Here is a 21,702-nt window from a genome sequence, read left to right as displayed (position 1 = left end):
TTGCTACTGGCTGAAAACTTTTCCGGGGTTCATGATGTTGCGGGGGTCGAGCGCGGCTTTGATCGCGCGATGTACGTCGAGAGACACCGGTCCCAATTCAGTGCGGAGTAGATCGGCTTTCAGCAGCCCGACTCCGTGCTCGCCGGTGATGGTTCCGCCGAGTTCCAGCCCGAGGAGGCCGATTTCCTCGAATGTGGTCATCGCTGTGGCGGATTGCTCGGCATCCTGAGGATCGAAGATCACCGACGGGTGCATGTTTCCGTCGCCTGCGTGGCCGATGATGCACACGTTCGCCCGGTGGCGGGCAGCGATGTTCTGCGTACCGGACAAGAACTCGGCCAACCGAGAGATCGGGATCGCCACGTCGTCGACAAGAACACTGCCGAGCCGTTCCATCGCGGTGCCGGCCATCCGACGGACCTGCACCAGCATCTCACCCTCGTCGAGGTCGTCGGTGCTGTACACCGCCACGGCACCCGCACCGTGACAGGCCTTCTCGATCACCGCCATGTCGGCCTGCGCCGTCCCGCCCGGTGAATCGGACCGGGCGATGAGCACCGCGGCGACATCGGGTGAGATGTCGATCTGCTTCCATTGATTGACGGCGGAAAGGCTGCCGGAGTCCATGATCTCGAGGAGGGATGGAGTACAACCGGCGACGATCTGCTGGACGGCGAGACCGGCCGCCTCGAGGGATGCGAACTCGGCGAGCACGGTCGACACCGCAGTGCTCGGAGCCCGCAGCAATCGCACCGTGATCTGCGTGATCACCCCAAGAATGCCTTCGGACCCGGTGAACAATGACGTGAGATCCAGTCCGGCAACACCTTTGCGAGACCGTCGCCCGGTTCGCAGGACGCGCCCATCGGGGAGCACGACCTCGAGCTCGAGCACGTAGTCCCGGGTCACGCCGTACTTGACACAGCACAACCCACCGGCATTGGTGGCCACGTTGCCACCGATACTGGAGGTCTCCTGGCTGCCCGGATCGGGCGGGTAGAACAGACCTTGCGCCCGAACCGCCGCAGACAGCACTCCGTTGATGACGCCAGGTTGCACCACAGCGAGGCCGTTGACCTCATCGATCTCGAGAATCGAGTCCATCCGGTCGACGCACAGCACGATACAACCGTCCACGGCGTTGGCCCCACCACTGAGGCCGGTGCCCGCGCCACGCGGCACTATCGGAACCGCGTGCGCGAACGCGATCGCGCACACGGCGCTGACCTCGTGGGTACTCGTCGGGAACACCACCGCGACCGGAACACCGGCACTCGTAAACAACGCGTGATCGCTCCGGTGGGCAAGCATCGCGTCCGGGTCGGAGACGCACCGTCCGGGATCAGACAGCGCAGACCGGAGCTCGGATTGCACCGACGCTACGTCAACGACACTGTCAGACAGCAAGATAACCACCGTCGAGCGCCAGGAGATGTCCGGTCACATGATCGGACGCAGGGCTGGCCAGATATAACGCCGTACCGATGGCACTCTCGGGCCCGACAAAGTCGTGCCAAGGCTGACGGGCCAGCATCGGCTGCGCCGCGACCTCGTTGCGCATCATCCCACCAGCGATGTCGGTCAGAAATCCGGACGGGGCGATGGCGTTGACCGTCATCCGGTCCGGCGCGAAGTCAGCGGCCAACTGCTTCATCAGCCCCACCACACCGGCCTTCGAGGCGGAGTAACCGGGGCACTGTGCGGTCGTACTGCCCCGCTGGCCCCACACCGATGCAGTGAAGATCAGCTTCTTCCCACTCAGCGGAACCATTCGCCTGGTCGCAGCCCTCGCGGTGAGAAATGCCCCGTCGAGGTTGACCGCCATCACCTGTCGCCAGTCCTCGAGCGACCACTCGTCGAGTCGTCCGACCGTTCCGGCGACACCGGCATTGGCAAAGACCACGTCGATGCCGTCGAGCATCTCTGCGGCCGAGTCGAACGCCGACTCCACCGCGCTCTCGACGCGCATGTCCGCCGCGACGGCACCGATCAGCCCGCCACCGGTGTCGTCGGTCGAGGCTGCAGCGCTGTCCAGTGCCGGGCCATCGAGATCGAGCACCACCACGTTGGCCCCTTGGGCGGCCAAGCCCTGCACCATGGCCGCACCGATCCCCTGAGCTCCGCCGGTGACGACGATCCGTCGGCCTCGGACCGAGAAGATCTCAGCCGGATCGAGGCCGCTGCGCTCTCGCGGGGTGGTCGACAATTCGGACACTGCAGTCATGATCTCCGTCACTTTCTATATCTATTGTGCAGTTTTGAGCTGCGCGAGCTGGTCTTCGATCGACACGTACTGATCGATGTTCGCCGAGGTGTATTCGGTGAATCCGCCCTTGACGACTTTTTCGGCGTCTGCGGTCTGACCGTCCAGATCAGCAATGATCAAGTCGGCGAGATCCGAGCCCATCGATACGGGCTGGAAGTCCCAACTTGCTTTCAGAGTGCCATCTTTGACTGCGGCGACACCCTCAGGCTGGAGCTGGCAGCCAATGCTGATGACCTGTCCGGTCTTGCCCGCATTCTTGATCGCAGCGGCCGCACCGATGGCCGTCGGGTCGTTGTACGAAATGAAGGCGTCCAAGTCAGGGTACTTCGACAGCGCCGCGGCCGCAGGGGATGTGGCACCCGCCACGTCGTCCGTGGGGTTGTTGACGCGTTCAACAATGTCGATGTTCGGATAGTCCTTCGCGACCTGTTGCGTCAGCTCCCATTCCTGGTCGAGGGGCGCCACCGGGATGGAGGTTCCGATGTAGACCACTTCCCCGGCTCCGCCCGGCAGCACGCTGCTCAGGTAGTCGAAGCGGGCGCGAACGAACTCCTCGTCCAGGTGGCCGTCGATGAGCTGTCCGGTCAATGGGGCGGGTGGCTTGCCGGGACCTGCCGCGGTGATGTCGGCGTTGTCGCCGAAGATCGCGATGCCCTGGTCCGCAGCCTTGGTCAAGATGTTCTTCTCCGACGCGTAGTCGAGGGGGTAGACGACAATGGCGTCGACACCCTGCGTCATGAACGTCTGGATGTCTGAGATCTGCTGACTGACATCGAGCTTGGAGTCGAGTTCGGTGAACGTGCAGCCGCGGGCCTCGACCTTGATCTTGATGGCATCGACCACTGCGCCGGTATAGGTGTTCTGCGCTGTGGGATTGGCGAACCCGACGGCACAATCGCCGCCACCCGAGGCACTGTCGGACGATTGGCTGCAGGCGGCGAGCGAGAGCAGGGCGACGGCGGCTGCGCCGGTTCGGATGGCGTTGATCCGAGATGTCATCGTATTTCTCTTTCGTGGTGGGCAAACGTGGTTGGGGCTGGAGGTGGGGACGATCAGGATCGGGTGCGGAGTCGGTCGATGACCACCGCGGCGACAAGGAGGATGCCCGTGATGATGAGCTGCCAGTAGGACGCGGTGATGCCGTTCAGGTTGAGACCCTTGGTCAGCACCGAGAAGAACACTGCGGCAATGACACTGCCGATGATCGTGCCTGCGCCCCCGGCCAACGACGTGCCACCGAGCAGGACCGCCGCTGCGACCGTGAGTTCGGCGCCGTTGAGAAGCGTGGGGGACGCGGAATCCGCGTTGAAGCCGATGGCGACAAGAGCAGCGATTCCTGCACACAGACCGGAGAACACGTAGACCAGGAACTTCGAACGCACGACGTTGATGCCCGCGATGGACGCGGCCTTCTCGTTGCCGCCGATGGCGTAGACGTTGCGGCCGAAATACGTTCGGCGCAACATCCACGTTGCTATGGCTGCGAGGATCAGGGTGAGGATGATAGGGGCGTTCACCGGGCCGATGGACCAGCTGGTGAAGTCGCTGAAGGCACTGGACTCCAAGGTGTTGGTCTCGTCGTCGACGAAAAGCCTGGCGAGTCCGCGCCACGCCTGCAGGCCGGCCAGGGTGACCACAAATGCGTTGAGCTTGTACTTGGCGATCAGTACGCCATTGACGGCCCCGACCAGGCATCCGGTGACCAGCGAGACGATGATCGCGGGCGCCGTCCCATAGTTGGTCGCCGTCCATACGGTGACCACCGCACAGAGCACGGCGTTGGATGCGACAGACAAATCAATACCACCACTGATGATGGATGGTGTCATCCCGATGGCGAGAATCGCGATCACGGCCGAATCCGCGAGCAGGCTGCTCATGTTGCCGGAGGTCAGGAACCCAGGTGCCGACACGGAAAAGAACACGACGATGATGGCCAGCAGTCCGAACACCCCCGTGTACGGCGGCAGATCGACCGACTTGGGTATCCGCCTTGTCATCGGGTTCACGGCCGGCTTCACTTCGGTCGTCATGATGCAAGACCTGTTGCAGCGGCGGCGATGCGGTCTTCAGTGAGTTCGTTGTCGGACAGTTGCTGGACAACCTGCCCTTCGAACATCACGTATACGCGATGACACAATTGGATCAGCTCCTCGAGTTCAGATGATGCAACAAGAATCGAGAGCCCCTGCGAAGCAAGGTCTCTCAGCAGCTCGTAGATGGCTGCTTTGGCACCGACATCGATCCCTCGGGTGGGCTCGTCCAAGAGCAGCACCCGGGGATTCGACGCAAGTTGCCGAGCAAAGATGGTCTTCTGCTGGTTCCCGCCCGAGAGCATCGCGACGGAAAGATCGACACTGGCCGCGGAGATGTGGTGCTCGGCCACCGCCGCTCGCGCGGCGGTCCGCCGGCGACCAGGATTGAGCAGCTTGCCGTTCAGCAAACCGTCCAGATCGATGTTCTCGGCAATGGTCATTTCCGGGATCAGAGCTTTACCCAACCGGTCGTCGGGAACCAGTCGGATACCGTGTGACATCACCGTCCGAGTCGAGCCGCTCACCGGGACACCATCTACCGCGACGGAACCCGAAGCTCGTTTGCGCATGCCGTAGACGGTCTCCAGCAGTTCGGTGCGGCCGGCGCCGACCAGGCCTGCCAGACCCACGATCTCGCCCTCTCTGACGTGAAGGTCCACTTCTTTGACGAAGCCGTCACGATCGCTGAGCTTTTCGATTTTCAACACGGTCTCGGTGTCAGGGCCGGCACCGGCGCGACGAGAAAGGTCGATTGATCGGCCGACCATGGCGTGAGTGACCCACTCTCCATCCCAGGCCTGCCCGGGCTTGCGGTCGGCGACGCGGAAACCGTCACGCAGCACGGTGACGCGATCGGCGTACTCGATCAACTCGGGCATCCGGTGCGAGATGAACGCGATGGACATCCCGTCATCGGCCAGCGCGCGGGCCAGGTCGAGAACCGACTCGGCCTCATGACGTTCCAGTGACGAGGTCGGTTCGTCCATCAGCAGAACGGTGGGATGACTCGACAGCGCGCGAGCGATCTCAACGAGTTGCTGTAGATGAATCGGCAACCCGTCAACCAACCGGTGCGGCGGCTCGGTGAGCCCGACCAATTCCATGAACGGCGCCGCCAGCTTGGCGGTCTGCCGCTGACTCAGCGTGAAAGTAGCTGAGCACCTTGGCATGGCCATCACGATGTTGGCGGCTATCGACATCTGCGGAACCAGGGTCAGTTCCTGGCTGACGATACTGACACCCTGCTGATTGGCGGCCCGAACCGACCTCCACTGCTGTTCGACCCCCCGGAGTTCGACGGCACCGGCGTCGGGGCGCAACGCTCCGGACAGGCACGCGAGGAGAGTCGATTTGCCGGACCCGTTCTCGCCGGCGATACCGTGTATCTCTCCGGTGTGAAGCTTGATCGAGACGTCATCAAGGGCGGTGTTGACCCCGAAACGTTTGACCAGTCCGAGCGCCTCCAGAACCACGGCAGGATCACCGGAGGTCTGGCTGGAAGTCGATTCGTCCTGGCTGCGCACGGGGTTGGTGAGCTGCTGAGGCATGAAAAAAGAATGCGGCCAGTTATCTTAGGTGTCAACTGTTGAGCACCTATGTATTGAGCTGTTAACAAAGATGAGACATGCTCTGAACACATCGGCATCGAAGCCCCCAAAATCCGTGATGGGCACCACAACTGGATTCGAAAATCGTTGTAGCACCGATAGATCGGATATAGCTTGAGCGCCAGGAAATCCACTGAACATTGGCAGAGAGTGATTTACATGCACGAGTTCAACGCGCGCCATACACACAGCCCAACCGTCATCGACCTCTCCCGGCGTCACCCGACGGCCCAGGAAATCGACGCCACCAGGGTCGGCGATACGGCCTCAAACCCCCTTGTCCCGTAGCCTGAGAAAGCATCTTGGCGCTCAGAGTGTCCGAGATGCCAGCCAACGCTCCACAGGGGACGGACGCAAGGAGGTCGGTGTGCAGGAAAACAGCGGCAAGGGCAAGGGCGAGGACGCCGTCGACGAGATCGTGGCCCAGTGGGCCCGGCAGGCGCCGGACCTCGACGTGTCCGCGCTGCGTATATTCGGTCGATTGCACCGCAGCTACCTGCGCTATCAGACCGCCATATCGGCGGTGTTCGAGAAGTACGACATCAACATGGCTTCTTTCGATGTTCTTGCAGCGCTTCGCCGTTCGGGGCCTCCCTATCGGATGACATCCGGACAGCTGTCGCAATCTGCACTGGTCACCACCGGTGGCATCACCCTGCGGGTGGATCGCCTCGAGCAAGCCGGACTCGTAGTGCGAGAGCGTGACGAAGACGACCGGCGCATTGTCTATGCCTGCCTCACCCCCAAGGGCCTGCAGTTGATCGATGAGACCGCTGCCGAACATTTCGGCAACGAAAAGCAGATGCTCGGGGATCTGTCCGAGCGGGAGCAGACTCAACTCGCCAAGTTGCTACAAAAACTCGAGCGATCAATCATCCTGAACGACAACGTGCGGCCAGGGCCGACAGCGCATAATCGCTCATCGGGATAGACACCCCACAGCCAGAGGTGGCCGCAGGGACGAGATCTCCGCAGACGAACAGGCCCGGCTGGAGAAGGCACTGCGCAAACACAGGAGATCCCTGTCTGCTTACCCCAACGTGCACAACGTCGACGTGGGGTTCGAATACGCCGACGGCTCCCCCACCGGCCGACTCGCCCTCCGTGTCCACGTGACCGAGAAGAAGTCCAAGACGAAGCTCAAACGCGTCGAGCGGGTCCCAGACGATATCGACGGGATCCCTGTCGATGTCATCCAGTACAACCCCGCACCACATCTCGTCCGCACCGACCGCTTCGATCCTCTCCGCGGCGGCGTGCAGATGATGAACACGTCTAAGACATCGGCCGGAACCTTGGGCATGATCGTCTTCGACCGAGACAGTCTGCAACCGCTTGCTCTGTCGAATTGGCATGTGATGCTGCAAAATCCGGCACAGCCGGCCGATGTGATGGCGCAACCGTCGGGTGTCGACATCATGGGCGGCGTCCTGCGCTACGACCGGGTACTCGACTGCGCCGTTTGCGTCCTCGCCGGACGCACATGGTCCCTCGACCTGCATGAACTCGGCTCGGCGACCGGGCTGAGCGACCCACGCCTGGGAGCCAAGGTCATCAAGTCCGGTTTGACGACGGGGGTCACCTGGGGCGTCATCGAGGGAGTCACCGCCAGCACCTTCACGATCGTGCCTGACGATCCTGCCATGCCGGAGATCAGCCTCGGCGGAGACTCTGGTTCCGTGTGGATCAACCGGTCGGACAGCCTCGCCGTCGGCCTGCACCGCGCCGGTAACGACGAATCGGTGGCCGGCGGCACCGAACGGGCAACGGCCGTCCGCATGATCGCTGTCACCGACAAGCTCAAGGTCCTCGTGTTCGATGGCCTCGCCGTCAGTACGGCCTGGATCGGCGGGACCTGCCGAGTCCTGGCACGGACCGCCCCCGACACCGAATGCTCGGTCGAGATCCGTTATCCGAGTGGACGGCGCAGCAGCGCAGCAGGATTGGCGCCACAGCGCTCCGACAGCACCGGTTGGGTGGAATGGACCTGGCGCATCGGCACGTCCACCGCACGCAAACCGGGCATCGAGTACCTCGTGGCCACGGTCACCCTCGGCGGCGCCACCCGGTCCATCCAGCGCAAGCTCGAAGGTCACACGAGGACCGAGCACTAATCCACGCTCTGCGTGACGATTTTGTCGGGCCAACCGATACCGCGGTCCATCGCCGACTCCGGAAAGCACGGCGAGCCGACTCTGAGTGACACATCGTCCGGCTTTCCCACCATCGTGAGGGTGAAGCCGTCCTCCGTCACGCCCACCACGTCATAATCGCCTTTCACGTGGTGGCCGTCTGCACGCCACGCATCGACGACAGCGCCGCGCACCTGGGCCGGATTCATGTCACCAGGTACGAGCAACCACATACCGAAGGTCCAGTTGTAGGGCTGGTCGGGATCGCCGCTGTCGTCACCGGTGCACGGTCCAGGCGCATCGCCCAAGGTCGAGTGGGGGTATCCGGGGTACGTCGTCATCAGCGTCGCGGACCACGGCAGCGCATCGGCTGTTGACTGGATCAGTTCGACGATCCGGTCGTGGGCCAGTTGATTGTTCATGTGCTCCTCGTCGGCACACCCGCCGACCGCCAGCAGTCCCAGCGCGGTCAATGCGACCACAATCCTCTGCATCACTGCACATCTCCATATTTCCCCGCGATGATGCGGCCCATGTTCAGCAGCGATACAGAATCGTCGTCCCAGTAATCGCTGTGTGCTTCCAGGCTCACGCCCTGCCCCCGCTCGGATGCGAATACCCGCGCCCCGAAACCGCTGTCGTGCGGATCGGCGCCATGTACCACCTCGACGAGGTTGATCACGTCGTCGGTCGAGACCGTCGCCCAGACGCGTTGCGCAGTGGGCCGGTCGTCGGGACCGGTGAGGTTCAGGTCGCCGACGTCGTCAGGCCCGCCGAGCCCGGGGCTGGCGACGAACACGACATCATCGATGTTCAGCTCTCGCCTCCCCGATGCAGCCTCGGCAGCGACGACCGTCCCGTAACTGTGACTGATGATCGTATTGTGCGATCGCCCCACACCCTCATGGGTCGCGCGGAGACCTTCCTGCAGAGTCACCAGGGAATCAGCTCCTCGGGCCGCGTACACACCTGCTCCGGCCTCGACCAGATCCGGCGGCGCGTCATAACCGAACCAGGCGATTGTTGCCGTCTCTGACGCCTTGTCGACGTCCGCGGCTGCCTGAGCCATCCGATCGGCACGCTCGACACCGCCACCGATCCCGCCAAGATTCGCACCCGTGCCGGGGACGTAGGTGGCGACGTTGTCCGCGGTGTCGGGATTGTTGACGGCGACGGCAGCGTGCCGCCTGTCCACCTTCATCAGATACTGCTTCCTCCCGTCAGACTCGGCTGCGACTGTGTTCTGCACTCCGACCAGCGCCGCCAAGTCGGCCGTCGCCGAGTCGTGAAGTTGCTGCCAGTCCTCGAGTCGCTGCCGGTAACCATCGGGATTGCCCTGCTCCCCTGGGGCATTACGGGTCGGATACTGCGCGGGGTCGGGTTTGAGGGCCTCGACGTCCATGATCTTGCCGCGGGCCTCGTTCTGCAGCTCGCCCAGGTAGCGGCGATTGAAGTGGTCGCGATCGGCCACCGGGATCCCGTCCATGTTTCCCACTCCCCGATCATGATCCCAGAGCGCCGCCTTCTCGGCCGAGGTCAGCCCATCCCAGAAGTCGTTGAGCGCCTGCGGGTCTGTCGGTAGCCGACCGCGGCCGGCGATGATGTCGCGCACCACTGGGCCGAGCGGGACGACGGTGGTGGCACGGTCGGCATTCTGGACCAGTTCACCGAGCGTCTTGGTGATCTCGGCGGCCAGAATCGCATCCGCGCTACCTGCCGTCGCGAGCGCATCCATCAGATAGGACTGGTATTCGGCTGCTCTACGAACGGCGAACGCACGAGCCTCCTCATAATCCATGCTCGCCGGTATCGCGATGGGATGTCCAGGTCGGGAGTCTGCCGGAGCCGTGACGGCGCCGTCGTCGGCAACGAGGAAGCCGTTGTCCACGATGTTGTTCGCCCAATTGCGGACGACCTCGCTCGAACGAACGACGTCCGGTCCGAGACGGTTGATGGTGTCGGCAATGTCGAGGATCGTGATCGCGAGCCGGTTACTTGCCTGCTTCTCCGAGTCGGTCCGGGCCTGCGACGCCTCGGCCGCATCACCCCGCCAGCTGTCCATGGTCGTGGCGACAGATCGGGCGACATCGTTCATCGCCGTATCGAAGGTGTCGACCGCGGTGTCGATGCCAGTTGCTGTCGTCGACAAGAAGTGGGCGTTCGACGCCCAGGTACGGGCCTGGGACACAGTGGGTGTACTCACACCGATCACAGCTTCAGCAGTCCGCTGATCGAGTCGGCATACTGCTCGTCGGTGATTCCGACGGTCCGTGCCGCCTCGATGTTCCTCTGCGCCAGGGCGTCCACTCGCACGGCCACTGCTTTCAGTGCCTGCTCGATCTGGATCTCCGCAGTCTCACACGCCGCCGCGACGTCGGATCCTCTGAGACCTGCGAGCAATCCCGCGAACGTGCGGTTCACATCGATGCCGCGGATGTTGTTCGCGGCGTTCGTCAGATCAGTTGCGAGCGTGCGAATCGCGTCGAGATCCGCCTTCAACACTGGTGCCATCTGGATTCCCCCAATCCTCGGTGATCGAGACTGACGCTAGGTCACGTCCGAGTCGTCGGGAGGACTGTGTGAGGGGCGAGCAGGACGCCTGTGGATTGTCGGAGGGCCTGTGGACAACTCAGCGGATCGGTGCACCGTTCCAGGAGACGTCGAAGAACTGGGCCGCCACGAGTTGTTCGCGCGTATCGCGGTCGACGCCGAGAGCCTTCCGGTACCGCAGTACGTGCTGCAGCGACAGCGCCGTGTACAGCAGCGGCAGGTGATCATGCTTCGGGCCGTAGACATCGCTCGCGCCGTGAGCCGCGCGAAGGTTGGTCCGGGCCCGGCTCGGGTGCAGGAGCGCGTCCCGCAGAACAGCGACCTTGATCGACCGCTTCCGTCCCGCGGGAACCACGACCGGCGCTGCCGGCCGCGGCCCGAACAGCGCAGCGTCGAACTCTGCTGCCGTCGCGACGGTACATCCCGACGTCGGGCGTGGATTGCATTCGACCATGTGATGAACTCCGTCGTCGGTGACGAGGTAGTCGAAACTCAGCTGGCCGTGCCAGTTCAGTTCGCGCGCAATGGTTTGCGCCGAGTGCAGCGACTCAGGTGAGTCCACCGATTCGAAGATGATGCCGCCGCGGTCGTCGATGGTGAGCGGATGTTCGTAGCAGGAATGCAGTACCACCTCACCGTGGTGGACGACGCTCCAGCTACAGCGGTCGACGCCCTTCAGGTACTCCTGCACGAGCCAGGGTTCGGCAGGTGTCGGGTGGATGTCGTCGAGACCGGACTCCCCGGCGAGTGGGCCGCTGTTGGTGATGACGTCGAGGCCGCCGCGCCCATACGCGGCACGCGCGAACCAGTGGTCCCAGTGCTGGACAGCCTCGCGGAGCTCGGCGTTCGACGTGGCCGTGATCGACTGCGCCACAGGCAAGCCAAGAGACTCACACAGTTCGCTGAACGCAACTTTATCGTGCACCTGCGCCAGGGTCTCGAACGACGGAAAGAACAATTCGGCCCGGCCGGCGAACTGCTCTCGATACGCCGCGAGGTAGAAGACCTCTTCGAACATGGGGATCAGCCAGTTGATCTGGTGCTTGTCGATCAACTCGTCGACGGCGGCGATGAACTCCAGCGGATTCTGCGCGGGTGCAGGCACCTCGGCGTGCCGAGCCGCTCCCCGCGAATGGCTACCTGGCGACGCCTTGAAGGTGTCCACCGCCGTCACGTCCCGGCCCGTTTCGCCCAGCTTGCGGATCTCGTCCACCGCGAAGGGCATGCGCGATGTGGTGGCCAGGATGCGGGGCGTGGGCGAGCTCATATCCTGGAGATCCTACGGACCTCAGTTCTCGAAGTAGCGCCGCGGATTGTCGACGAGCATGGTTGTGATCTGCTCGGTCGACACCCCACGTTCGCGAAGTGCCGGCAGCACGTCGTCACTGATGTGGGTGAAGATCCAGTTCGGCACCGCAGCGGCTTTGGCGTGTTCGTCGAACCAGTCGATGAAGCACGACGCGTCGTGCGCCAAGACCATGCGTTCTGCATAGCCTCGGCGCACCATCTCGGCGACTGTGTCGACGCGTTGTTCGAAGGGCAGCAACACATCCAGGCCGAAACGGTCCATCCCGAGATAGGAACCGGCGTCGGCGACCTTGCAGAGGTAATCGAGGTCGGTCGTGTCACCGGAATGGCCGATCACGACCTTCGACAGGTCCGCCCCCTCTTCTTTCAGAACCCGTTGCGCCACCAGCCCCGACCCGGTGTGCGGATTGGTGTGCACCGTGATCGGCACCTTCGTCTCGGCCTGAGCGGCCCCGACTGCGCGCATCACCCGTTCTACACCCGGGGTCAGGCCCTGTACCTCGATGGCGCACTTGAGGAAGGCCGCCTTGACACCGGTGTCGGCGATGCCCTCGCGGATGTCTTTGACGAACAGCTCCACCATCGGTTCGGGCGTATCGAACAGCAAACCCGGACCGGTGTAGTGGAATTGGAAGGGGATCTCGTTGTAGGTGTAGATGCCGGTGGCGACGATGATGTTCAGGTCGACTTCGGCATTGATTCTCTGCAACCGGGGAATGTAGCGGCCCAGCCCGATGACGGTCGGATCGACGATCGTGCGGATCCCCCGCGAGGGCAACGCAGACAGCTTCTGGATGGCGTCTTCGACTCGACGCTCTTCATCCCACGGATTCGGAAAGTCGGGATAGTTCTGTCGCATCTCCTCCCCCAGCACGAACACGTGCTCGTGCATGAGGGTGCTCCCGAGAGCGGCGGCGTCCACGGGTCCTCGAACGGTCTCGACGGTTGACACACCAACTCCTCACCGGGCGTCGGGAGTGACGCCGCCACCTCATGGTGGCGCAGCGCCGCGGCTGAGGAGATCGGTTCGAGGAACTGGGGGTGGCTGACTCAGAGGTCGTCGACGTCGTCGTCACTCAGATCAGGGAGGCCCGCGAGTATGGCCGGGCGCAGCGGCGACGGAACCTCGAGCAGACCATCGACCAACACCAAGTAGCCGTCGTCGATGAGCCGCGCCGTCAGCGCGCTCGCGAAGGTTTTCGCGATGACGGTCTGCTGATCGTCGAACTCGTCGTCCACCGGGTCAATGGGTGACAGCGGCTCGTCGGTCATTCCGGCGAGGAGGAGCTGTACGACTATGAATCCGCCATCCATGGACATGTCTGGCGACAGGGAGTCCGCCAACTCCGCCGCGATGGTGGCCGTGAGTGCCGAGCGCAAGGTCTCCAGATCACCGGCCGACAACAGATTCACGCGGTCGGTTGGCTCGGCCCGGTCCCCGTTGGTCGCGACGATCCCGAGGGCGGTCAGCACCGCCCACGGGATGCTCACGCTGGAGAGGTCGTACATCGATTCGGGCCGCTCGCTGAGCTCGAACCCGAGATGGGTCGCCACGTCGACGGTGCCATCCACGCTCAGCTCACCTGCCTCCGTCACCAGGACGCCATCGCCGATCCACTCGAGGACCGTCGTCAGGCGCGTGAACAGGGGTAGTGCCGCGAGTGCCTCGCCTTCGACCTCCGGATCCACTGGATCGAGTTCGATCATCGACGGTGTCCGAATCGGCGGGACGTCCAGCTGTTCCAGCCCCAGGACGCCGGTGCAGTACACCAGGTTCTCGTCGGTGCCGGTCCACCGATCCGTCTCTTCCAGGAAGTGGAGCCACGCCATGGCAGCGAGCTGTAAGCCATCGGAGACCTGGAGATCGAGCTCAGACCCGGTCGCCTCGACGTCGTCGAGGAAGGCCGCGAACACGTCGAGGTCGGCCATCGTCCACGCTGTCGCACTGAAGCGTGGGTTGCCGTGGGCGATCATGCCCAACACCGGACCGATGCCGCCAACTGCCTGCTCAGGGGTTAATTCGTCCGCGAACTCGGAGTCCGGAAGCCAGGCGACGAAGGCCTGCTCCAACTGAGGACCTGAGAACGAACTCGGTTCTCGAAGAAGCGCGTCGCTGGTCGCGAGCCTTCTGTTTGTCGGCGCGACGCTTGCGATTGTTGCTCTTGCTCGATGCCATCACCCTCGAATGGTAATTGCCATCAGGGCGGTCGAGCGGTGGCCGGCCGGAACCCGAGTATGTAGGCGCTGCGAAAACCCCTCACCTGGCGCAGCATCAACACAATCGGGTTCCGCGCGAGTGCCACACGCTCGAGTGACACTGAATCCGACCGAACCCTACTCTTCAGTAGGTAACTGATAATGCACGTTGAACGAGACAAATACAACCATCGTTAGCGGAACTAACACGGAGGTAACGCAATTCATTTCTTGCCAAGCGTCCAAAACGTAACAATGCTTATCGGCCTTGTAAACCGCGATTCCGCTTATACCTGCTTTCGCTCACCCAGAATTCGAATTGCCCGACGGATGGTTCAGCGATAGCGCACCATGCGGTGTCCGTGTTGCCCGCCAATGCCGGTGGTGCGGCTACTTCGCGACCCCTGCGGCAAGCGCCTCAAGGGTCTCTTTGGACGAATACCTCGGGGTCCAGCCCAATGAACCGGTGGCCCTCGAGATGTCCATCACGACGGACGTCTTTCCGATGTGTATCCATTCGGCATCCGAAGGGACTTTGGGTAGACGCTTGATCACCTCTGCGGCAACTGTCACGGTGGCCGACGGAACCTTCACCGGTTGGCCGCCCAGAGCTGCTGCCACCTCGGAGATCGACACCGTGCCGGTACCCGCGATGTTGTAAGCACCGGCGGGCGCATCGGTGATCACACAGCGAGCAATTGCGGCAGCGACATCGTCGTGGTGAACCAGTTGCACCGGAGTGCCGGGGTCCGGGATCGGCATCTTCAGACCGGGCACCGCGCCCGCGACCTTGCGGACGGCATCGGGAAACCAGTTCCATGGCATGGCGTCGGCCAGAGCCGTCGCTTTCGGGCCGGCAACGATGCATGGGCGAAGAATGTAGACCTCGAGGTCCGTCCCGCTGACGATCTCGGCGACCGCAGCCTCGACGTCGGCCTTCTGCTCGGAGTAATAGTGCTCGCTCGACCCACGGATGGGCGTGTCCTCGGTCAGCGGCAGCGGGTTGTCGGCGTAATAACCGTACGCCGCCACCGACGAGGTGTAGACGATGCGCTTGGGTCGCTCCGCTGCCACCGTGGCCTCGAAAACGTTCTTCGTCCCCTGCAGATTGACCCGCTGTCCCTCCTGCCGCGTACCGAGGACCAGAAAAGCGAGGTGGACGACGACGTCTGCCTCGCTGACCAGCGACGTCACCGCGTCGGTGTCCAGGATGTCACCCTGCCGATACTCGGTCTTGGTCCATCCGTGGGCCGCGGGGTCGAACTCGCGCCGCGCCATTCCGAGTACCCGATCCACTCCCGGGTCCGCTTCGAGTGCCGTGACTGCCGAAATTCCTATTTCACCCGTCGGACCGGTGACCGCAACTGTGAGACCCATGCAGCGCAACGTACCCCGATCAGAACCGGATCATGCGTCTGCGGTGATCACTTCTTGGGTAGTTTGGCACCCATCTTCTCGGCGAAGGCCTGGGTGGCCTTCATCGGCCGCAGCATCACCGTGAACTCGTCGATCAATCGGTCGGGAGTCTCGTGGATGAAGTCGCAGCCCTCGATGTCCAGGCCGTCGACCTTCGCCTTGAACACCAGGCCGGTGTAACCATCGAGTGGCGAATCCAGTTCGCGCACATACTCGAAGTCTTCGAAAGTCTCGAAGGCGGTCTGCAACACGGACGCCACCGTCTCGCGACCTTCGAAGGATTTGAACACCACCGGGCTGTTGAACGTCACCTTCTCATCCAGCAGCGACGCGATGTCGTCGACCTTGTTCGACTCGACTGCAGAACGGAATGCGTGCATGTACTCGACCTCCTCGTCACGGGTTCCCTCACGCTAGCGGCAAGGGACGGCGGGCACGCGCAGAACAGGTATTCGGGGTGCAGCGACTGAATGCGAGCCCGGGGCCTCAGAAGAGCTCGAGCGCTTCTGCGATCATTCGGTGCCCCTGTTGCTCAAACCGTTCGTCGCGGACCTGGTGTGCCCACACTGCGGTGGCAATGGCTTCATGGATCGCCATGATCCGCCACTGGTCTGCAACCCTGATATCGCCGCCGTAACCGGCGAAAAACGCTTCCTCGAGTTGCGGGTTGCCTCTCCATTGGTTGGCAGCAAGACGGCAGAAGTCACTGGTCGCAGGCCGCCAGTCGCAGCGCCCGAAGTCGATGGCCTTGACCATCCCTTCATCGACAAGCCAGTTCCTTGGCTGCCAATCACCGTGGGTAGGAACAACTGCCACCGGCCGCGGACGCAACGAAGCCAGAAGCGCCTGCATCTCGGCACTGAGCGACGGGTCGATTCTGCTGGGCATATCGAGCCAGGCCAGCGATTTCGCCACAGCCGCAGCTTCCCAGTTCACGTCCGGGCGCTCGGCTTGATCGTGGAACACCCGCGCCAAGCGTCCCGCCTGCCGGTGAATGTCGCGGTCGTATTCCATGTCGGAGCCCATTGCCAGGCGCCCGTCCAGATATCGGGTGACAAGAAGATTCGCTGCCCGGTCACAGGCGACCAGCGGCGCAGCGTGTCCAGTGCGTACCAGCGGGTGAGTGAATTGTTGATGCGCTGTTATCTCGCGCCCGATATGGTGATTTGCCGCTCCGGCAGCCTTGATCACACATCGCCCACGGTCAGACTCGACGTCGAGCACGACCGTATCGACCAGATCCCAACTCATATCGGAGCGGAGCGAGCACTCCCCGAGCCAGCGGGCGACCTGGGCGGCCTGGCCCGCACTCAGACGATCCTGATGCCATGTCCCCACACTGGACAACGCTAGCCCAGAGTCATCGAGCGGACGCCCGAGCGCGTGCGCTAGAGGAGCAACTTCTTCTGAACCTTACCCAGCGCGTTGCGTGGCAACTCGTCGACGACCCGAATTTCCCTAGGACGCTTGTGATTCGACAGTTCTGTGGCCACCAGATCGATCAAGGCCGCCTCGTCGATGCCGTCGCCGACCACCACGGCGACGATGCGCTGGCCGAGGTCGTCGTCGGGCACACCGATCACCGCAGCCTCGCGCACACTGGGGTGCCCGAGCAGCACCGTCTCGATCTCTCCCGCGCCGATCCGATAGCCACCGGACTTGATGAGGTCGATGGACGACCGGCCGACGATCCGGTGCATCCCGCCGGAGTCGATGACGGCGACATCTCCGGTGACGAACCAACCGTCGTCGAGCCAGGATTCGGCAGTTGCCTCAGGTCGGTTCAGATAGCCTTGCGACAGCATCGGGCCACGAAGCTGCAGTTCGCCGATGGTCTCGCCGTCGTGTGGGACATCGGTGCCGTCCTCCGCCCGAAGCCTGGTCTCGACACCGGCCACCGGCAGCCCGACCCAACCGGGCCGGCGTTCGCCGTCCACCCGGGTGCTGATCGTGATGAGGGTTTCGGTCATGCCGTAGCGCTCGACGATCTGGTGTCCGGTCAGCTGCTCGATCGTCTCGAAGACCGGGACCGGCAGGGGCGCGCTACCGGAGACGAGCAGGCGGGCCGAACTCAATGCACGTGCGGCATCCTCGTCCGCAGCGATGCGGGACCAGACGGTCGGCACGCCGAAGTACAGACTGCCTTGCGCCGTCGCATAGTTCGCCGGGGTGGGTTTGACGGTATGGATCACCGAACCGCCGACCCGCAGCGGTCCGAGGATCCCGAGGATCAGTCCGTGCACGTGGAACAGCGGAAGGCCATGCACGAGAACGTCGTCCGCTGTCCACGCCCAGGCGTCGGCGAGCGCATCGAGTCCGGCGGCGATCGCCCGCCTGGTCATCGGGACACCTTTGGGAAGTCCGGTGGTGCCGGAGGTGTAGAGAATGAACGCCGCCGAATCCGGATGCGGTTCGGGATGGCTGTGCCACGACCGCGCGAACATCCGGACCGGGAGTACCGGCAGCGTCGGATCGTCGGGTGCTGCTCCGAGCCAGGCCTGTGCCCCCGAGTCGTCGAGCATGTGCTGACGCTCCGCAGTACCGGTGTCGGGCGGGACGGGGACCACCACGACACCCGCGATGAGCGCACCGACCATCGCGACCACGGTCTGTGCGGTGGGTTCGGCGAGGATGGCGATCCGGCGGGCGCCACGGATACGTTCGGCCACCGAGGTGGCCGCGCCGATCAGATCGCTGCGCGAAAGGGTGACATCACCGACCGTGACGACTGCGGATTTGTCCGCTCCATTGGCGAGGGCGGTTTGGGTCAACGTCGGAAACAGCAGCACACCGACCACTTTCTCACATCGTTTCCGCCAGGCTCTCGTCCGTGACGGGAGTTCGGGGGAGAATCGTTGCCATGGGCAATCACGACGGATTTCATCCTGATCTGGAGACCACCGGCGCAGAGTTCGGACGGCAATCACTGCGGTCCCGGCTGCACCACGTCAAGGCATCCGACGTCAGCGGTGACACCGCGCAAACCGACGGGATGCGGCGACTGGCCGCGATCAGCGGCGAGAGCGTCGGATCGGAAAAGCTGTGGATGGGCGAAACCCACGTCGCACCCGACACTGCCTCGGCCAACCATCATCATGGCGAATCAGAAACCGCGATCTTCATCCGCAGCGGGCATCCAGAGTTCGTCTTCCACGACGGCGCCGAGGAGGTGCGGATCAGCACCGAACCCGGCGACTACATCTTCGTGCCGCCGTACGTGCCCCACCGCGAGGAGAACCCCGATCCTAACAATCCCGCCGTGGTGGTGATCGCCCGCAGTACCCAGGAGGCGATCGTCGTCAATCTGCCCGAGTTGTACGCACTCGACTCCGAACCCTCATGACCGGGTCGAGTACCGAGGGATTCGGTGTCGTGGAGACATCCATCGCCGATCTACGCCTGGCGCTGGAGTCGGGCCAGGTGACCAGCGTGGGCCTCGTCCAGCGGTATCTCGACCGAATCGAGCACTACGACCACAGCGGGATCACGTTGAACGCGGTGGTGGTGATGAATCCCGACGCGATTGCCGAGGCGCAGGCTTCCGATCAGCGTCGCGCGCACGGCGCCGTGCTCGGTCCACTCGACGGCATCCCCTACACCGCAAAGGACAGCTACAAGGTGCGCGGTCTCACCGTTGCGGCCGGCTCCCCCGCGTTCGAGAATCTGGTGGCGGGCGACGACGCCTACGTCATCTCCCGTTTGCGGGCCGGCGGTGCGATCTGCCTCGGGTTGACCAACATGCCTCCGATGGCGGCAGGAGGAATGCAGCGCGGGGTGTACGGGCGGGCCGAAAGTCCCTACAACGCTGATTATCTCACCTCGTCGTTCGGATCAGGTTCGTCGAACGGCTCCGGTACGGCAACCGCAGCGAGCTTCGCGGCATTCGGTCTCGGCGAGGAAACGTGGTCGTCGGGCCGGGCTCCGGCGTCGCACAACGGTCTGGTTGCGTACACGCCCTCGCGTGGCGTCATCTCGATGCGCGGGAACTGGCCGCTCTACGGGACGATGGATGTCGTTGTGCCACACACCAGAACCGTCGACGACATGGTGCAACTGCTCGACGTCATCGTGGCGGACGACGACAAGACCCGCGGCGATTTCTGGCGTATGCAGCAGCACGTGCCGATCCCGAAGGCGTCGTCGGTTCGTCCAAACGACTACCGCGCATTGGCCAATACCCCTGCGCTCGAAGGCAAGACAATCGCGGTTCCCCGGATGTACATCAACTCCGACACCGCAGGAAGGGATCCAGTACACACCAGACAAAGCATCATCGACCTCTGGGACAGTGCTCGTGCCCATCTCGAAGCGCTCGGCGCGACCGTGGTGGAGAGTGACTTCCCAATCGTCGAAAATCACGAGGAAGACCGAGAAGGGGCGTACAGCATGGTCAGTCGCGGGCTGGTGCCCGACGACTACTATTCCTGGGAGATGGGTGTGCTGATGATGTGGGGCTGGCACGACTTCCTCGACGCCAACGGCGATCCGAACCTCCACGCTCTCGCCGATGTCGATGGGCCACAGATTTTTCCGCTCCCACCGGGCGCCCTGCCCGATCGCTACGACGTCGAGGACGAAGACTTCACCGTGACCGTCGAGCGGGCCAAGCAAGGGGTGCCCGCACTGGGTGACATCCCGAACCTGCACTGGGCTCTGACCGGACTCGAGGAGACCAGAAAGTCCGATCTCGAGGACTGGATGGACGCGAATGGTTTTAATGCCGTGGTCTTTCCGACCCAGTCCGATGTGGGGCCCGCCGATTCGGATGTCAATCCGGCGTCCGCAGACATCGCGTGGGCCAACGGGGTTCGGTACTCCAACGGGAACCTCGCGATCCGGCACTTCGGCATCCCGACGGTCACGGTGCCGATGGGGCTGATGGCGGATACTCAGATGCCGGTCGGGTTGACGTTTGCCGGACGGGCATACGACGACAATCAGCTACTGGCGATGGCATCGGCCTTCGAGGGCTCCGCCGATCGTCGGCCGGTTCCGCCGCGCACGCCGGAGTTGCCGTAGATCTCATGGCGGCAGACCCCTACCGGCTTCCGGCATCGTTGTGCGCTCAGCCGGCGTTGACCGCCGTCAGTGCGACCAGCGAATCCAGACCGGCCAGTTCGACTCCGCCACCGGTCCGACTCGCGGTGCCCAGGAGCACCTGCAGCCGCCGGTTCAGTGGCGCCTCGATGCCGTGGATCTGCGCAAGCAACACGATCTCGCCGTTCAGGTGATCCACCTCGTGTGACCCCGCGCCGCGGGCGAAGCTCTGCCACGTCGACTGTTGACCGGCCACGACGCCGAGGTCCTCGTCGAGGTGGACCTGTTCGGGTGAGATGGAGAGCGCGCCCGACTCGGCCGGTGTGATCCCTGCCGCGGCGAGAACCACTCTCGTCTCCGCGCCGATGGCCTTACCGACCTGCTTCTTGATGTCGGTGTCACCGGCCAGGACCTCGAGGCCGTTTTTCACGCTGTGCAGAAGTTTGGTCGCCTTGATCGAGGTGATGTTCTCGACCTCCGACACCACGAAGTTCACAGTCCGCAGATCGGCCGCGATCGTCTGGGCAGCCGCGGCCCCGACCTCGGTGGACCGGTACGGTTCGCCGATCAAGAGCGCGCCCAGGTACGGACGACCCCCGACGCGAACTTCGCCCAACGTCGTGTAGCGGGCCGAGATCAGCACCGTCGACGCAATGACATGCGAGAACCACCGCGCAACAACACGTTCCGCATCGAGGCCGTTCTGCGTGGTCACCACCGGCAGCAACTCCCCGGCCGAACCGACCACAGCGCCGGACTCGTCGCGCACGGGTAGCCAGGCGAGCGCGGTCGCGACCTCGCCGACGTGTTGGGTCTTGACGGCCAGCACCAGCACGTCGTCGGTGCGCAGCTGGACCTCGTCGATCGATACGACTGGAAGATCGACGTCGCGACTGCGGGTCGACGTACGAAACTTCAGGGGGTGATGCCGCAGGTGCTCGAGTGCGGCTCCGCGCGCGATCACGAGGACCTCGCTGTGTTCACTCAGCGCAGCAGCGAAGCTCGCACCGACTGCACCTGCGCCGACAATCACATATCTTGGCATCGTCCCATGTCTCTCTCGCCCAACAGATCCCCTGACGCTACGTCCCGCCCGACCGCAGCAACAACGGGGGAACCGGTTTGAATCATCCTGGTTGAATCACCTCATCGAT

The 21,702-nt window shown here is 63.6% G+C and carries 20 protein-coding genes; 4 read left to right on the top strand and 16 right to left on the bottom strand.

The annotated features are described in order from the left end of the window. Positions 1–3 precede the first annotated feature (3 nt). The 5 genes from J3S28_RS18325 to J3S28_RS18305 all read right to left on the bottom strand — a co-directional run bounded on the left by J3S28_RS18325 (position 4) and on the right by J3S28_RS18305 (position 5,849). Positions 4–1,311: an FAD-binding oxidoreductase gene (locus J3S28_RS18325; protein ID WP_207842192.1), complete on the bottom strand. Its 1,308-nt coding sequence runs from the start codon at positions 1,309–1,311 to the stop codon at positions 4–6. Between the two features lie 85 nt (positions 1,312–1,396). Next, on the bottom strand, positions 1,397–2,224 hold the full coding sequence (locus J3S28_RS18320; protein WP_207842135.1) for an SDR family NAD(P)-dependent oxidoreductase: 828 nt from the start codon (positions 2,222–2,224) through the stop codon (positions 1,397–1,399). Between the two features lie 21 nt (positions 2,225–2,245). Continuing rightward, the gene (locus tag J3S28_RS18315; protein ID WP_207842134.1) at positions 2,246–3,265 is read right to left on the bottom strand and encodes a sugar ABC transporter substrate-binding protein; all 1,020 of its coding nucleotides are present in this window, start codon (positions 3,263–3,265) and stop codon (positions 2,246–2,248) included. Positions 3,266–3,318: 53 nt separating this feature from the next. After that, a complete protein-coding gene (locus J3S28_RS18310; RefSeq protein WP_207842133.1) occupies positions 3,319–4,299 on the bottom strand; it encodes an ABC transporter permease in 981 nt (326 codons plus the stop codon). Further along, complete coding sequence (locus J3S28_RS18305; protein WP_207842132.1) at positions 4,296–5,849, bottom strand: sugar ABC transporter ATP-binding protein; 1,554 nt, start codon at positions 5,847–5,849, stop codon at positions 4,296–4,298. Before J3S28_RS18305 ends, J3S28_RS18310 begins: the two co-directional genes overlap by 4 nt. 427 nt (positions 5,850–6,276) lie before the next feature. Here J3S28_RS18305 and J3S28_RS18300 point away from each other — a divergent pair, with 427 nt between their 5' ends. Together J3S28_RS18300 and J3S28_RS18295 are read left to right on the top strand one after the other, a co-directional pair. After that, entirely contained in the window at positions 6,277–6,840 is a 564-nt protein-coding gene (locus J3S28_RS18300; RefSeq protein ID WP_207842131.1) for a MarR family winged helix-turn-helix transcriptional regulator, read from the top strand. 124 nt (positions 6,841–6,964) lie between these two features. Continuing rightward, on the top strand, positions 6,965–8,023 hold the full coding sequence (locus tag J3S28_RS18295) for a chymotrypsin family serine protease (protein ID WP_207842130.1): 1,059 nt from the start codon (positions 6,965–6,967) through the stop codon (positions 8,021–8,023). On the opposite strand, the gene J3S28_RS18290 is transcribed toward J3S28_RS18295, so the two are convergent. The 10 genes from J3S28_RS18290 to J3S28_RS18245 all read right to left on the bottom strand — a co-directional run bounded on the left by J3S28_RS18290 (position 8,020) and on the right by J3S28_RS18245 (position 18,297). Continuing rightward, complete coding sequence (locus J3S28_RS18290; RefSeq protein ID WP_207842129.1) at positions 8,020–8,538, bottom strand: hypothetical protein; 519 nt, start codon at positions 8,536–8,538, stop codon at positions 8,020–8,022. The genes J3S28_RS18295 and J3S28_RS18290 overlap by 4 nt on opposite strands. Continuing rightward, positions 8,535–10,244, bottom strand: coding sequence for an alpha/beta hydrolase (locus J3S28_RS28785; protein ID WP_207842128.1), 1,710 nt, complete (start codon positions 10,242–10,244; stop codon positions 8,535–8,537). The genes J3S28_RS18290 and J3S28_RS28785 overlap by 4 nt, the downstream gene beginning before the upstream one ends. 5 nt (positions 10,245–10,249) lie before the next feature. Continuing rightward, positions 10,250–10,552, bottom strand: a complete 303-nt coding sequence (locus J3S28_RS18280) for a hypothetical protein (RefSeq protein ID WP_207842127.1) — start codon at positions 10,550–10,552, stop codon at positions 10,250–10,252. A 118-nt stretch (positions 10,553–10,670) separates the two neighbouring features. Then, positions 10,671–11,858, bottom strand: a complete 1,188-nt coding sequence (locus J3S28_RS18275) for an ATP-grasp domain-containing protein (protein WP_207842126.1) — start codon at positions 11,856–11,858, stop codon at positions 10,671–10,673. Positions 11,859–11,879: 21 nt separating this feature from the next. Then, positions 11,880–12,851, bottom strand: coding sequence for a phosphotriesterase family protein (locus tag J3S28_RS18270; protein WP_207842125.1), 972 nt, complete (start codon positions 12,849–12,851; stop codon positions 11,880–11,882). A gap of 98 nt (positions 12,852–12,949) precedes the next feature. Then, on the bottom strand, positions 12,950–13,969 hold the full coding sequence (locus J3S28_RS18265; RefSeq protein WP_207842124.1) for a hypothetical protein: 1,020 nt from the start codon (positions 13,967–13,969) through the stop codon (positions 12,950–12,952). 516 nt (positions 13,970–14,485) lie between these two features. Further along, on the bottom strand, positions 14,486–15,472 hold the full coding sequence (locus J3S28_RS18260; protein ID WP_207842123.1) for an NAD-dependent epimerase/dehydratase family protein: 987 nt from the start codon (positions 15,470–15,472) through the stop codon (positions 14,486–14,488). A 47-nt stretch (positions 15,473–15,519) separates the two neighbouring features. Beyond that, positions 15,520–15,891 carry a nuclear transport factor 2 family protein gene (locus J3S28_RS18255; RefSeq protein WP_207842122.1) on the bottom strand — a complete coding sequence of 124 codons (372 nt, stop codon included), beginning with the start codon at positions 15,889–15,891 and terminating at the stop codon, positions 15,520–15,522. Between the two features lie 106 nt (positions 15,892–15,997). Next, complete coding sequence (locus J3S28_RS18250; RefSeq protein WP_207842121.1) at positions 15,998–16,762, bottom strand: phosphotransferase family protein; 765 nt, start codon at positions 16,760–16,762, stop codon at positions 15,998–16,000. Positions 16,763–16,899: 137 nt separating this feature from the next. Beyond that, complete coding sequence (locus tag J3S28_RS18245) at positions 16,900–18,297, bottom strand: acyl-CoA synthetase (RefSeq protein ID WP_207842191.1); 1,398 nt, start codon at positions 18,295–18,297, stop codon at positions 16,900–16,902. A 74-nt stretch (positions 18,298–18,371) separates the two neighbouring features. Between J3S28_RS18245 and J3S28_RS18240 the strand changes: the two genes are divergently transcribed. Next, complete coding sequence (locus J3S28_RS18240) at positions 18,372–18,854, top strand: cupin domain-containing protein (protein ID WP_207842120.1); 483 nt, start codon at positions 18,372–18,374, stop codon at positions 18,852–18,854. Continuing rightward, positions 18,851–20,530: an amidase gene (locus tag J3S28_RS18235; RefSeq protein ID WP_207842119.1), complete on the top strand. Its 1,680-nt coding sequence runs from the start codon at positions 18,851–18,853 to the stop codon at positions 20,528–20,530. The genes J3S28_RS18240 and J3S28_RS18235 overlap by 4 nt, the downstream gene beginning before the upstream one ends. A gap of 46 nt (positions 20,531–20,576) precedes the next feature. On the opposite strand, the gene J3S28_RS18230 is transcribed toward J3S28_RS18235, so the two are convergent. Then, positions 20,577–21,593, bottom strand: coding sequence for a ketopantoate reductase family protein (locus tag J3S28_RS18230; RefSeq protein ID WP_237341725.1), 1,017 nt, complete (start codon positions 21,591–21,593; stop codon positions 20,577–20,579). Positions 21,594–21,702: the final 109 nt, after the last annotated feature.

This window comes from Williamsia soli, from assembly GCF_017377795.1.
In the GTDB taxonomy this organism is placed as follows: Bacteria; Actinomycetota; Actinomycetes; order Mycobacteriales; family Mycobacteriaceae; genus Williamsia; species Williamsia soli.
The sequence above is the reverse complement of the archived record's forward strand: the minus strand, read 5'-3'. Positions and strand labels throughout refer to the sequence as shown.

Coding starts and splice junctions, on each gene's coding strand:
- J3S28_RS18250 (WP_207842121.1), bottom strand. CDS start 16,762: ATGAGTTGGGATCTGGTCGATACGGTCGTGCTCGACGTCGAGTCTGAC.
- J3S28_RS18280 (WP_207842127.1), bottom strand. CDS start 10,552: ATGGCACCAGTGTTGAAGGCGGATCTCGACGCGATTCGCACGCTCGCA.
- J3S28_RS18315 (WP_207842134.1), bottom strand. CDS start 3,265: ATGACATCTCGGATCAACGCCATCCGAACCGGCGCAGCCGCCGTCGCC.
- J3S28_RS18305 (WP_207842132.1), bottom strand. CDS start 5,849: ATGCCTCAGCAGCTCACCAACCCCGTGCGCAGCCAGGACGAATCGACT.
- J3S28_RS18310 (WP_207842133.1), bottom strand. CDS start 4,299: ATGACGACCGAAGTGAAGCCGGCCGTGAACCCGATGACAAGGCGGATA.
- J3S28_RS18255 (WP_207842122.1), bottom strand. CDS start 15,891: ATGCACGCATTCCGTTCTGCAGTCGAGTCGAACAAGGTCGACGACATC.
- J3S28_RS18235 (WP_207842119.1), top strand. CDS start 18,851: ATGACCGGGTCGAGTACCGAGGGATTCGGTGTCGTGGAGACATCCATC.
- J3S28_RS18230 (WP_237341725.1), bottom strand. CDS start 21,593: ATGCCAAGATATGTGATTGTCGGCGCAGGTGCAGTCGGTGCGAGCTTC.
- J3S28_RS18325 (WP_207842192.1), bottom strand. CDS start 1,311: ATGCTTGCCCACCGGAGCGATCACGCGTTGTTTACGAGTGCCGGTGTT.
- J3S28_RS18320 (WP_207842135.1), bottom strand. CDS start 2,224: ATGACTGCAGTGTCCGAATTGTCGACCACCCCGCGAGAGCGCAGCGGC.
- J3S28_RS18260 (WP_207842123.1), bottom strand. CDS start 15,472: ATGGGTCTCACAGTTGCGGTCACCGGTCCGACGGGTGAAATAGGAATT.
- J3S28_RS18275 (WP_207842126.1), bottom strand. CDS start 11,858: ATGAGCTCGCCCACGCCCCGCATCCTGGCCACCACATCGCGCATGCCC.
- J3S28_RS18240 (WP_207842120.1), top strand. CDS start 18,372: ATGGGCAATCACGACGGATTTCATCCTGATCTGGAGACCACCGGCGCA.